Consider the following 12,170-nt stretch of genomic DNA (forward strand, 5'->3'; position numbering starts at 1 on the left):
CACTCAAAAAGCATATGTCAAAAGGAAGAGACTCAAATTGCGTAGCAAAAAATCACAGGCTGTTCTGGCGCGCCTGAAACAAATTACCGGCACAAAGACAGACGCTGCCTTGTCGTCAGCGCTGCAAATAAGCCCACAGACCCTCAGTAGCTGGAAGGGGCGTGACAGCACGCCATACGCATTTTGCGTAGAAATTGCACAGGCACGTGGCCTCTCTCTCGACTGGCTGTTGCTGGGCGAAGGACCCGTCTTGCGGCAGGGGCGTGTTGACGCCCCTGCCAACACCGAGGAAAGCAGCATTCTTGCAAAGTGGCGCCAACTCGATGAAGAGGATCGCTACGCGATTCAAAGCGCACTGGAAGAAAAGCACCGCCTGCGGGAAATGGAGCGCAAACTCTCGGAAATGGCAGCCACGCTCACGGCCCTCCAGCACGCGAGCAAAAGTTGAAGCCCTTGGCACGCCAGTTTTCATGATTTGCCGGCCTGCCACATCCATCGGATATTGCCGCGAGCTCGAACAATCAATGCGCAGACCAGCACCGACACCAGCGCATGCCACGGGCTCACCGGAGCGAACTTGAGCAATACGTCCATGCCGGCCAGGCAGAACAAACCTCCGCAGAGACTCGTCAGCCACCTCGCTCGCCAGCGAGGATGCTGTTCATCGCGCTGATAACAGGCCAGCCTGAACGCGCCGATCAAGTGAGCCAGGCCTGTTATCCAGATCAGGATTTCCGTTTGATGATTCATCATCCTCGCCCTTTGAACTGACGAAGGATGTCGCCGATGGCAGCACTGTCGATCCACTGCATGAGTTTGATGCTCACGGGGATGATGACCAGTGCACAAAAGAAAGCCGTCACCCCGGCCGTCAGAAAAGGTACCCATGGCAACGCGACCGGAGTGAACAGGTAGCCCACGCCCACCGACAACAACCAGGAGCCGATTCGCTGCCAGGCCTTGAAGTTGATGCGGGTAGTGGTGACCAGCCAGGCCCCAAGCGATGCGCCGAACAAGACTTCGCCATCGATCACCGGCAGCGCGGCCAGGCCGAGCCCCAACATGAGCCCACTGATGCTGTTGTAAGTCGAATCAGCCAGGCTCACGGACACCGCTCCGAAGAGTCAACGGCGAGCGCGCCCGTCTCGATCGCCTTGAGCAAGGCTGCACTACGGGAATTGACCGCGAACTTTCGGCGAATATTGGCGAAGTGAAAGTTGACCGTGGACTCTGAGCGATTCTCGATCCTGCTGATTTCCCAGGTCGTTTTGCCTTTAAAGCACCACAGCAGAATTTGCGTTTCCCTTGCAGTCAGTTTGACCGATGGTGTGTTGGCATCTTCACCGGAAACTGTCCTGGCAAACGCGTCAATCGAGGTTTGCGTTGACATAGGACTCTCTCTGATCCAAAGCGACCATTGCAGGTCACTGATTAATGGAGAGAGATATTGAAGACGGGGCGGACCCGGTACAACGAAGGGCGCTTGTACCGCTGTTTGCTACAAAATGCGCCGGGAAAAGTGCTAACCCAATACCACCAGGCGATTGGGTAACTCGTTCCTGACATGCGTTACCGGCACATGCACCTTGAGCAGTTCACCGCACGCCTCGATACAGCTGACAAAGCCCTGCAATGTCTGCCCCTGCTTCACCTGACGGGTGAATGCGGCGACGATGGTGTCCCATTCCTTGTTGTCGAGGCGGCCGGAAATCCCTTCATCGGCGAGGATTTCCACATAGCGCTCGGCTTCGCAGACAAAAATCAGCAGACCGGTACGACCTTCGGTGTGGTGCAGGTTCTGCTCCAGAAACTGCCGACGCGCCAGGTTCGAAGCACGCCAGTGACGCACCGAACGCGGGATCAGGTGAGTGGTGACTTTCGGCAAACGAAACAGCAGACACAGGATGATGAACAGAATCCACTGAACCAGCAGCAGGCTGTGCATGGTCAGCCAGCCGGTAAGGTAATGCACGATCCCCGGCACCAGCAGCGCCAGCAGGCTGGCCCACAGCAGCGGGATGTACGCATAGTCGTCGGCGCGAGCCGCCAGCACCGTCACCAGTTCGGCGTCTGTGTCACGCTCGACCCGGGCAATCGCCTCGGCAACCTTGCGTTGTTCGTGTTCAGTCAGTAATGCCATGTTCAGATGAGCCCGCTCATTATTATTGTCACCAGCCGCCGGAGGAGCCGCCACCGCCGAAACTGCCCCCGCCGCCGCTGAAGCCCCCGCCTCCACCGCCGCCGAAACCGCCACCGCCACCAAAACCACCTCCGGAACCCCCGGAGCCGCCTCGGCCCGCGGGAAGGATACCGAGCATCTGGCAGACAAAGACAGTCAGGATGAACAGCACCAGCAAAAACACGAAGATACCCGGGTGCCGAGCAATGAAATCATCGCCCGGATCACCTCGGGATTGATACACAGTCGACGGCTCGTCCAACGGGTTGCCACCGAGCACCACCAGCATGGCTGCCACCCCGTCGCTGATGCCTTTGCTGAAATTACCTGTCTTGAACGCAGGCGTGATCACCTGGTTGATGATCACCGAACTCTGCGCATCGGTCAGGCGATCTTCCAGGCCATAGCCGACCTCGATGCGCAACCTGCGCTCATCCCGGGCGACGATCAGCAAGGCGCCGTTGTTCTTGTCCTTTTGCCCAATTCCCCAATGGCGACCGAGCTGGTAGCCGTAATCGGCGATATCGGTGCCTTGCAAGTTTGGCAACGTCACCACCACCAATTGCTCGCCCGTGGCCTTTTCGTGAGCTTGAAGCTGTTGGCTCAACTGTTCTCGAACCGCAGGGTCGATCATCTGAGCGTTGTCCACCACCCGCCCGGTCAGCGCCGGAAAACTCAACTCGGCCCGTGCGGTGAATGCCACCACCCACAACAACAGCAGCAAGCCCGCTTTCAACATGCGCATCGGCCACCTCTCGCGTGATCACGCCTGGCCCTGGTCAGAACTTGACCTCAGGCGCCTTCTCCGAGCCCGGCGTGGCTTCAAAGGTTTCGCGAATCGGCAGATCGCTGTACATCACGCTGTGCCACAGGCGACCGGGGAAAGTGCGGATTTCGGTGTTGTACTTCTGCACGGCGAGAATGAAATCGCGCCGGGCCACGCTGATGCGATTCTCGGTGCCTTCAAGCTGCGATTGCAGGGCGAGAAAGTTCTGGTTGGCCTTGAGGTCCGGATAGCGCTCGGACACCACCATCAAACGACTGAGCGCACCGCTGAGCTGGTCCTGTGCCTGCTGGTACTGCTTGAGCTTTTCCGGGTTGTCCAGGGTCGAGGCATCCACCTGGATCGAGGTGGCCTTGGCGCGCGCCTCGATCACCGCCGTCAATGTCTCTTCTTCATGCTTGGCATAGCCCTTGACGGTCTCCACCAGGTTGGGAATCAGGTCGGCACGGCGCTGATACTGGTTCTGGACCTGCCCCCAAGCCGCCTTGGCCTGTTCATCAAGCGTCGGGATATTGTTGATGCCGCAAGCCGTCAGCAGCGTGGCCAATACCAACAGCGTGGCGACCTGCAGACGTGAGCGGTAGGTTGGACTGACATTCATCAAGGTGATGCTCCCTTGCACATTTCATGAAAAAACCAACCGCGAAACATTCTCGGCCAGCTCTTGGGGCATAATCGCCGGCGCCTCTGGATTGCAACGGGCCAATGGGCTAAAAAGAGGCCCTGCACAAAAGCGCTACAGGCACTGACTGCCGTTTTGGCTGTCAGTTTGTGGATTGCGCTTTTGCACCTGCACCCGAACAACAATAGACGTTCCCTAAATTTTGGCTGGCCGGCGTCATCATCGCCGTTTGGGCCCTTGAGAAAACTATTCATGAAGAAGCTGTGTTTGCTGGGCCTGTTCGTCAGCCTGGCCAGTCATCAGGTATTGGCCGCCACGACACCCCCGCCGCTGGAGAACAAGGACGCCTTCATCAGTAACCTGATCGGGCAAATGACCCTCGAGGAAAAAATCGGCCAGCTGCGCCTGATCAGCATCGGCCCGGAAATGCCCCGGGAGCTGATCCGCAAGGAAATCGCAGCCGGCAACATCGGCGGAACGTTCAACTCAATCACCCGCCCGGAAAACCGTCCGATGCAGGACGCGGCCATGCGCAGCCGCCTGAAGATTCCGATGTTCTTCGCCTACGACGTAATCCACGGCCACCGCACCATTTTCCCGATCCCCCTGGCCCTGGCGTCCAGCTGGGACATGGACGCCATCGGCCTGTCCGGGCGCATCGCCGCCAAGGAAGCCGCCGCCGACAGCCTCGACATCACCTTTGCGCCGATGGTCGACATTTCCCGCGACCCGCGCTGGGGCCGTACCTCCGAAGGCTTCGGTGAGGACACCTACCTGGTGTCGCGCATTGCCGGCGTGATGGTCAAGGCGTTCCAGGGCAGCGGCGCGAACGCGGCCGACAGCATCATGGCCAGCGTCAAGCACTTCGCCCTGTACGGTGCGGTCGAGGGCGGTCGCGACTACAACGTGGTCGACATGAGCCCGGTCAAGATGTACCAGGATTACCTGCCACCGTACCGCGCAGCGATCGATGCCGGTGCCGGCGGCGTGATGGTGGCACTGAACTCGATCAACGGCGTGCCGGCCACCGCCAATACCTGGCTGATGAACGACCTGCTGCGCAAGGAGTGGGGCTTCAAGGGTCTGGCAGTCAGTGACCACGGCGCGATTTTCGAGCTGATCAAGCACGGCGTTGCGGCTGACGGCCGTGAAGCGGCGAAGCTGGCGATCAAGGCCGGCATCCACATGAGCATGAACGACACCCTGTATGGCAAGGAACTGCCAGGGTTGCTCAAATCCGGCGACATCCAGCAGAGCGATATCGACAACGCCGTGCGTGCGGTGCTCGACGCCAAGTACGACATGGGCCTGTTCAAGGACCCGTACCTGCGCATCGGCAAGGCCGAGGATGACCCGGTCGACACCTACGCCGACAGCCGTCTGCATCGCGCCGAGGCCCGCGACGTCGCGCGCCGCAGCCTGGTGCTGCTGAAAAACCAGAACGACACCCTGCCGCTGAAGAAAGGCGCGAAAATCGCCCTGGTCGGCCCGCTGGCCAAGGCGCCTATCGACATGATGGGCAGTTGGGCCGCAGCCGGTAAGCCGGCGCAATCGGTGACCCTGTTCGACGGTATGAACAACGCACTGAGCGATAAATCGACGCTGATCTACGCCCGTGGCGCCAACATCACCAGCGACAAGAAAGTCCTCGACTACCTGAACTTCCTCAACTTCGATGCCCCGGAAGTGGTGGACGATCCGCGTCCGGCCAACGTACTGATCGATGAGGCAGTGAAAGCTGCCAAAGACGCCGATGTCGTGGTCGCTGCCGTAGGCGAGTCCCGTGGCATGTCCCACGAATCGTCGAGCCGTACCGACCTGAACATCCCGGAAAACCAGCGCGAGCTGATCCGCGCCCTGAAAGCCACCGGCAAACCGTTGGTGCTGGTACTGATGAACGGCCGGCCGCTGACGATTCTCGAAGAGAAGGAACAGGCTGACGCGATTCTGGAAACCTGGTTCAGCGGCACCGAAGGCGGCAACGCCATCGCCGATGTGCTGTTCGGCGACTACAACCCGTCGGGCAAACTGCCGATCACCATCCCGCGCTCGGTCGGCCAGATTCCGACCTACTACAACCACCTGACCATCGGCCGGCCTTTCACGCCGGGCAAACCGGGCAACTACACCTCGCAGTACTTCGATGACACCACGGGTCCCCTGTACCCGTTCGGTTACGGCCTGAGCTACACCCAGTTCAGCCTCAGCGACATGGCACTGTCCTCGACCACACTGAACAAGACCGGCAAGCTCGACGCCAGCGTCACGGTGAAAAACACCGGCAAGCGTGACGGCGAAACCGTGGTGCAGTTGTACATCCAGGACGTGGCCGGCTCGATGATCCGCCCGATCAAGGAGCTGAAGAACTTTCAGAAAGTCATGCTCAAGGCCGGCGAACAAAAAGTCGTGCACTTCAGCATCAGCGAGGATGACCTGAAGTTCTACAACACCCAGCTCAAGTACGCTGCCGAGCCAGGCAAGTTCAACGTGCAGATCGGTCTGGATTCAGAGGATGTAACGCAGCAGAGTTTCGAGTTGCTGTAATCCTGTAAACAATGCAAGAAGCTGTGGGAGCGAGCTCCCACAGTGCTTTCAGGTGTGGCGACTATCCCCGCCGATCCAGCAGATTGACCACCACCCGATCCACCCAGCCCCAAATCCTCTGTTTGACCCTTCGCCACAGTGGCCGGCGTTGCCACTCTTCCAGGCTGACCTGCTCGCTTAAACCAAAGTCACGCTCAAAACTCGCCACCACCGCCGCGGTCAGTCCCGGGTCCAGTGCTTCCAGATTGGCCTCCAGGTTGAAGCGCAGGTTCCAGTGATCGAAATTGCACGAGCCAATGCTCACCCAGTGATCGACCACCACCATCTTGAGGTGCAGGAAGCAGGGTTGGTACTCGAAGATCTTCACCCCGGCCTTGAGCAATCGAGGGTAATAACGGTGCCCGGCGTAGCGCACCGACGGGTGATCAGTGCGTGGCCCGGTCAACAGCAAGCGCACATCAACACCACGGGCCGCCGCACGCCGCAGCGAACGGCGGACCTTCCAGGTCGGCAGAAAGTAAGGCGTGGCCAGCCAGATGCGCTTCTGCCCGCTGTTCAGCGCGCGAATCAGCGCTTGCAGAATGTCGCGGTGCTGGCGGGCATCGGCATACGCCACCCGGCCCATGCCCTCGCCCTTGGACGGCACTCGCGGCAAACGCGGCAAGCCGAAATGTGAAGCTGGCCGCCAAGCGCGACGATGACGGTTGGCAATCCATTGGCGATCGAACAGCAACTGCCAATCGAGCACCAGCGGCCCGGTGATTTCCACCATCACCTCGTGCCACTCGCTGACATTTTCGTTCGGGTTCCAGAACTCATCGGTGACCCCGGTGCCGCCGACGACGGCCAGGCTCTGATCCACCAGCAACAGTTTGCGGTGATCACGGTAGAAGTTGCCGACCCAGCGTCGCCAACTCAGGCGGTTGTAGAAGCGCAACTCCACACCGGCGGCCATCAGGCGCTGGCGCAAGGTCAGGGTGAATGCAAGACTGCCGTAATCATCGAACAGGCAACGCACCCGCACGCCGCGCTCGGCGGCCTGCACCAGTGCCTGGACCATGGCCTCGGCACAGACGCCGGCCTCAACGAGGTAGAGCTCCAGCTCAACCTGCTCTTCGGCACGGGCAATCGCCACCAGCATGCGCGGAAAGAACTGCGGGCCATCGATCAGCAATTCGAAATGATTGCCTTCACGCCAGGGAAAAATCGCGCCGGCCATGTCAGCGCGCCGTGAAAATCAGCACCGCGCCCACCGGTACCGACAGGCTGATTGCCGACAAATCGGCGAGTTTGCGCAAGGCTTCCACCCCCGGCAGCAGATCGAAATCCGCGGCATTGATCACCAGCGGCTCGAGGGTCACCACTTGAAAACGCCGGTCATCGAGACGCGTCGCCAGCAGTTCGGCGTTGTACTCGCGTTGCTTGCCGTGCAGGTTTACCGTCAGTGGCAAGCGCAACTCCAGTTGTGCTCCCGGAGCGAGATCGTTGATAGGGCGCAGGTCGATTTGCGTCGTGATCAGCGTTTCGGGGAATTTGTCGATCTCGAACAGCGCCTTGCGCATGCGTTCGTCACGCAGCGGGATGCCGCTGTTGATGGATTCCAGCTCGACCTCGACTTCAGCCACACCCTCGGGGCTGACTTTGCCGTGCAGCATCAGAAAGCGCTGGACTTCGGCCACATTGGCGTTTTTGGTACTGACAAATGACAAGCGTGAGGACTCGCCGTCGAGATACCAGTCGGCATGGGCCGTCAGCGTGGCGCCCGTCAGCAGCAGGCAAGCGAGAGTTTGCAGGGTGGACCGCTTGAACATAAATACCCGTGAGACAGAGAAACCTGTGCTGAACCTTAACTGGCCTGACACAGGTTGCAAACTTTCTCTTGCCCCTGACTCAAAAAGCCCAACCCGGCACTCGTTCAGGGCTGCAAGCGACAACCCTGACGCTCGCCGATCCACACGGCGCTGTTGCTGCGCCCCATGCCGCTGACCGTGACACGCTTGCCCTGCGCGTCATCGCGAAAATCACTGGCGGGCAACCACTGCTTCACATAGCCGCGGCAATAGCCGGCTTCATTGTTCATCACGTAACGGCACGAGCAGTATTCCTTGGCGGTGTAGGCACTGATGATGTCGGGAAACGCCGCCAAGGCCACCCGTTGGTGCCAGATCCAGCCGAGCAGGATCAGCAGCAGGATCAACAGCACACTGCTGAACGGGCGACGGCGCACAAAAGATCGACGACTCATGGCTGCACCTTCGGGGCAAAAGCCGCTTGCGCCAGTTTGAGCAACTGGTTGTCGTCGTAGCTGCCATCACGGTCGTCGGCATAACGCACGATCACCAGGTTCTCGCCGGGAATCACGTACATGGCCTGGCCCCAGTGGCCCAATGCAGCGAAGGTATCCGCAGGCGCATCCGGCCAAGGCTGAGCGGCACCGTCCACCGCCCGGTTGAGCCACCACTGGCCGCCGGGAACGGCATCATCCTGATGGGCCTTGTAGTGAACAAAAGGCGCGCGATTGAACGCCACCCAGTCCTTGGGCAACAGCTGCCTGTCGCCCCAACGACCATCACGAGCCATCAGCAAGCCGATTCGCGCCAGGTCCCGGGCCGTCAGGTAAGCGTAGGATGAGGCAACGAAAGCACCGCTCGCGTCGGTTTCCCACACCGCGTGACGAATGCCCAGAGGTTCGAACAGCGCGGTCCATGGATACTCCGCGTATCGACTTGCACCGACGATGTCTTTCAACGCCGCCGACAACAAACTGCTGTCACCGCTGGAATAGCGAAACGCCTGCCCAGGTGGCGCATACGCTTCATGATTGGCGGTGAATGCCGCCATGTCCTTACGGCCACGGGTGTAAAGCATGGCCACCACCGAAGAGTTCAGCGGTGCGTATTCATAGTCCTCCTGCCAATCCAGCCCAGAGGCCCAGTGCAGCAAGTCGGCCATGGTAATGCTCGGGTGCTTTTTCAACGGCGGATAAAACTTCTGCGCCGGATCATCCAGTTTGAACAGGCCTTCGCCATAGGCCACACCGAGGACCGCAGCCATCAGGCTTTTGCTGATCGACCAGGTCAGGTGCGGTGTCGCCGCAGTGGTGGGGCCGGCATAGCGTTCGTAGATCAGTTGACCGTCGCGGATCACCAGCAAGGCATCGGTACGAATGCCCTTGCGGGTGGCGTCGTCGCGGGGCGGGAAGGCGTAGGTTTCCAGGGCTTGCAGCGTCGGACCGGTAATGCCCGGGCCGGTGGCCCATTGCTCGGCGGGCCAGTTTTCGGCATGGGCCGAGAGACTGAACAACAGCAGGAGAATCAGGAACAAGCCTTTGGGCATGGCGAGCGCTCGGGGATTGAACCTGCTGAGCCTAGTTGAGGAAGATGACAGTTCTGAAGTTTTTTGTTGCCGCTGCGACCTGCCAGCGATGATGCCCTGTCAGTTGGGCACGGTTGCACTCAACGCCTTGGCCAACCGCTTGCTCCGCGCCGCCGCCGCCAGGTCCATCACCGCCTGGTCACGCTGCCACATTGCCGCCCAGTGTGGTGGTCCTTCGGTCAGCGCTTGCGCCACTTCAACCTTGAGCCCGTCAAACTGCGCGAACAAGCCACCGAGCAACACATGCCCGGCCGGATTCGACGGTGGCTGGCGACTGACTTCCGCACAACCCGCCAGCAACGCCAGCAGGCGCAGTTGCAAACTTTGCGGCCAGGCGCTGTCCTGGCCGATGCCGTACAACCAGGCGGTCATGGCACTGAGTACATAAATGTCTTCCAGGGTGCGGAACGGTTTCACGTAGGCATCCCAGCCATCACCGGCGAGCAATTCGCACAGGACATTGTCCAGCAACAAGCGGCCGTGGCTGATGTCTGGCATCAGCGCAATCGGTGCAAGTTTCTCCACTTGCACCCCCGGCTCATCGCGGTAGATCACCGCCAGGCTCAGACGTGGATCGCTGCCGGGCGTTTCGCAGCGTGCCGCCACCAACAGCCAGTCGGCGGCATCACCGGCGGTGACGAAATCCTTGCGTCCGCTCAGGCGCAAACCCTCCAGCCGCGTCTGCATGTCCGCCGGACGCAGGCTGCGTTGCTCGGTGGCACACAAGGCGCCAAGGCTCAGCGGTGCGCTCGGCCAAAGCATGCGCAACGCCGCCTGATACCCCACCAGAAATGCCAGCCCCGGCGTCGCCATCATCCGCCCGCCCGCGACCGCCAATTCGAACGGGGTGACCATGCCCAAGTGGTGCAGCAAGGTCGAAAAACCTTCAGCCAGATCAGCGCTGACGGGCATGCGTTCGCGGCGTTGCAAGAGGGTTTGCCAGGGCATAAGAGGCTCCTTGTGGGCTGTCATATAAGCATCACCAAAGCTTAATGGCGATGACACCGGGGCTACATAGCCTGACTTTGCACAACAAGGCTGGATAAAGAAAGTCGATCCGCTGTAACCCAAGACGGGTGAGCAGCCCGCACGGAGATTCGCCATGACTCAGATCGCCCGCATCAGCGACACCGGCAACGAACGCCGCCTGCAAGCCGAACGCCTGGTCGGCGCCGAGGCTCTACAGGAAGCCCAGGCCTTGCGCTTCAACGTGTTCAGCGGCGAATTCAACGCCAAGCTCAAGGGCGCGGAACTGGGTCTGGACATGGACGACTATGACATTCACTGCGCCCACATCGGCGTGCGCGACCTGAACACCGGGCGCCTGGTGGCCACCACCCGCCTGCTGGACCACAGCGCCGCCAGCAGCCTGGGGCGGTTCTACAGCGAAGAAGAATTCAGCCTGCACGGCTTGGTACAGCTGCAAGGCCCGATCCTGGAAATCGGCCGCACCTGCGTCGACCCGGCCTACCGCAACGGCGGCACCATTGCCGTGCTTTGGGGCGAACTGGCCGAAGTGCTCAACCAGGGCGGCTACAGCTACCTGATGGGTTGCGCGAGCATCCCGATGCAGGACGGCGGCGTCCAGGCACACGCGATCATGCAGCGCTTGCGTGAACGCTACCTGAGCACCGAACACCTGCGCGCCGAACCGAAAAAGCCGCTGCCGACTCTGGACATCCCTTCCAACGTGATCGCTGAAATGCCACCGCTGCTCAAGGCCTACATGCGCCTGGGCGCGAAAATCTGTGGAGAACCGTGCTGGGATGAAGACTTCCAGGTCGCCGACGTGTTCATCCTGCTCAAGCGCGACGAGCTCTGCCCGCGCTACGCCAAACACTTCAAGGCGGCTGTGTAATGAGCCGGCTGCGCGTGTACGCGCGGATTGCGCGAGTGCTGGGGGTGGTGACGCTGGGCTTGGGCATGGCCAGTGTATTCGGAGTGTTCGAGCGCCTGGGCATGAGCCATTCGATGGAGCGCCGCCAGCGCTGGTCGCGGTTTTTCATGGCTCGCCTGAGCAATGCCCTGCCCTTCGACGTGACGGTGCATGGCGAGTTGCCCAAGGCACCGATGCTCTGGGTCAGCAACCACGTATCGTGGACCGACATTCCGCTGCTGGGCATGCTCACACCGCTGTCGTTCCTGTCCAAGGCCGAAGTGCGCACCTGGCCGGTGGCGGGTTGGTTGGCGGCCAAGGCCGGCAGTCTGTTCATCCGTCGCGGCTCGGGTGACAGCCAGTTGATCCGTAAACAGATGACCCGACATCTGGAGCAGGCCCATCCGCTGCTGATGTTCCCCGAAGGCACCACCACTGACGGCCGTTCGCTGCGCACTTTCCACGGTCGCTTGCTGTCCGCCGCCATCGACTCCGACGTGTCGTTGCAACCGGTGGCGATTCGTTATGTACGTGATGGCGAACCCTGCTCCCTGGCGCCGTTCATTGGCGACGATGATCTGCTCTCGCACCTGATGCGCCTGTTCGCCAACGACCGTGGCCAGGTGGAGATTCATCTGCTCAAGCCGATCGCTTGCGAAAGTCGTGAGCGCGCTGCGCTGGCGTTCGAAGCACAGCAGGCGGTGCAGAAGGTGTTGTTTGGGGACGTGGCTAAACCTGCTGAACCACGGCGCGCTGGCGAATTGATCGCTGCCTGATTCAACAGAGACCC

15 protein-coding genes are annotated in these 12,170 nt (G+C 60.7%); 4 read left to right on the forward strand and 11 right to left on the reverse strand.

Going from position 1 to position 12,170, the window contains the following annotated elements; translation table 11 throughout:
- Positions 1–37 precede the first annotated feature (37 nt).
- Positions 38–448 carry a helix-turn-helix domain-containing protein gene (locus tag EIY72_RS00935; RefSeq protein WP_197678870.1) on the forward strand — a complete coding sequence of 137 codons (411 nt, stop codon included), beginning with the start codon at positions 38–40 and terminating at the stop codon, positions 446–448.
- Between the two features lie 20 nt (positions 449–468).
- Here the strand turns inward: EIY72_RS00935 and EIY72_RS00940 are convergent, their stop codons facing one another.
- From EIY72_RS00940 to EIY72_RS00965, 6 genes are all read right to left on the reverse strand, one after another.
- Entirely contained in the window at positions 469–750 is a 282-nt protein-coding gene (locus EIY72_RS00940; protein ID WP_093225742.1) for a phage holin family protein, read from the reverse strand.
- On the reverse strand, positions 750–1,106 hold the full coding sequence (locus tag EIY72_RS00945) for a putative holin (protein ID WP_093225745.1): 357 nt from the start codon (positions 1,104–1,106) through the stop codon (positions 750–752). The genes EIY72_RS00940 and EIY72_RS00945 overlap by 1 nt, the downstream gene beginning before the upstream one ends.
- A complete protein-coding gene (locus EIY72_RS00950; protein WP_093225748.1) occupies positions 1,103–1,390 on the reverse strand; it encodes a helix-turn-helix domain-containing protein in 288 nt (95 codons plus the stop codon). The genes EIY72_RS00945 and EIY72_RS00950 overlap by 4 nt, the downstream gene beginning before the upstream one ends.
- A gap of 132 nt (positions 1,391–1,522) precedes the next feature.
- The gene (locus EIY72_RS00955; protein ID WP_093225751.1) at positions 1,523–2,140 is read right to left on the reverse strand and encodes a TPM domain-containing protein; all 618 of its coding nucleotides are present in this window, start codon (positions 2,138–2,140) and stop codon (positions 1,523–1,525) included.
- A 28-nt stretch (positions 2,141–2,168) separates the two neighbouring features.
- Positions 2,169–2,924 carry a TPM domain-containing protein gene (locus tag EIY72_RS00960; protein ID WP_093225754.1) on the reverse strand — a complete coding sequence of 252 codons (756 nt, stop codon included), beginning with the start codon at positions 2,922–2,924 and terminating at the stop codon, positions 2,169–2,171.
- Positions 2,925–2,958: 34 nt separating this feature from the next.
- Positions 2,959–3,564 (reverse strand): LemA family protein, encoded by a 606-nt coding sequence (locus EIY72_RS00965; RefSeq protein ID WP_093225757.1) that lies wholly within the window; start codon positions 3,562–3,564, stop codon positions 2,959–2,961.
- A 273-nt stretch (positions 3,565–3,837) separates the two neighbouring features.
- On the opposite strand from EIY72_RS00965, the gene bglX reads away from it, so the two are divergent.
- Positions 3,838–6,129 carry a beta-glucosidase BglX gene (bglX, locus tag EIY72_RS00970; protein WP_093225760.1) on the forward strand — a complete coding sequence of 764 codons (2,292 nt, stop codon included), beginning with the start codon at positions 3,838–3,840 and terminating at the stop codon, positions 6,127–6,129.
- 61 nt (positions 6,130–6,190) lie between these two features.
- Here bglX and EIY72_RS00975 read toward each other — a convergent pair whose 3' ends face one another.
- From EIY72_RS00975 to EIY72_RS00995, 5 genes are all read right to left on the reverse strand, one after another.
- Positions 6,191–7,348 (reverse strand): phospholipase D-like domain-containing protein, encoded by a 1,158-nt coding sequence (locus tag EIY72_RS00975; RefSeq protein WP_093225763.1) that lies wholly within the window; start codon positions 7,346–7,348, stop codon positions 6,191–6,193.
- A gap of 1 nt (position 7,349) precedes the next feature.
- Positions 7,350–7,940: a YceI family protein gene (locus tag EIY72_RS00980; protein WP_093225767.1), complete on the reverse strand. Its 591-nt coding sequence runs from the start codon at positions 7,938–7,940 to the stop codon at positions 7,350–7,352.
- Between the two features lie 104 nt (positions 7,941–8,044).
- Complete coding sequence (locus EIY72_RS00985; RefSeq protein ID WP_093225770.1) at positions 8,045–8,374, reverse strand: amidase; 330 nt, start codon at positions 8,372–8,374, stop codon at positions 8,045–8,047.
- On the reverse strand, positions 8,371–9,465 hold the full coding sequence (locus EIY72_RS00990) for a serine hydrolase domain-containing protein (RefSeq protein WP_093225773.1): 1,095 nt from the start codon (positions 9,463–9,465) through the stop codon (positions 8,371–8,373). Before EIY72_RS00990 ends, EIY72_RS00985 begins: the two co-directional genes overlap by 4 nt.
- A gap of 99 nt (positions 9,466–9,564) precedes the next feature.
- The gene (locus tag EIY72_RS00995) at positions 9,565–10,452 is read right to left on the reverse strand and encodes an acyl-CoA dehydrogenase family protein (protein WP_093225776.1); all 888 of its coding nucleotides are present in this window, start codon (positions 10,450–10,452) and stop codon (positions 9,565–9,567) included.
- Between the two features lie 154 nt (positions 10,453–10,606).
- Here EIY72_RS00995 and olsB point away from each other — a divergent pair, with 154 nt between their 5' ends.
- Together olsB and EIY72_RS01005 are read left to right on the forward strand one after the other, a co-directional pair.
- The gene (gene olsB / locus EIY72_RS01000) at positions 10,607–11,362 is read left to right on the forward strand and encodes an L-ornithine N(alpha)-acyltransferase (RefSeq protein ID WP_093225779.1); all 756 of its coding nucleotides are present in this window, start codon (positions 10,607–10,609) and stop codon (positions 11,360–11,362) included.
- On the forward strand, positions 11,362–12,156 hold the full coding sequence (locus EIY72_RS01005) for a lysophospholipid acyltransferase family protein (protein ID WP_093225783.1): 795 nt from the start codon (positions 11,362–11,364) through the stop codon (positions 12,154–12,156). Before olsB ends, EIY72_RS01005 begins: the two co-directional genes overlap by 1 nt.
- Positions 12,157–12,170 lie beyond the last annotated feature (14 nt).

The organism is Pseudomonas vancouverensis (genome assembly GCF_004348895.1).
In the GTDB taxonomy this organism is placed as follows: Bacteria; Pseudomonadota; Gammaproteobacteria; order Pseudomonadales; family Pseudomonadaceae; genus Aquipseudomonas; species Aquipseudomonas vancouverensis.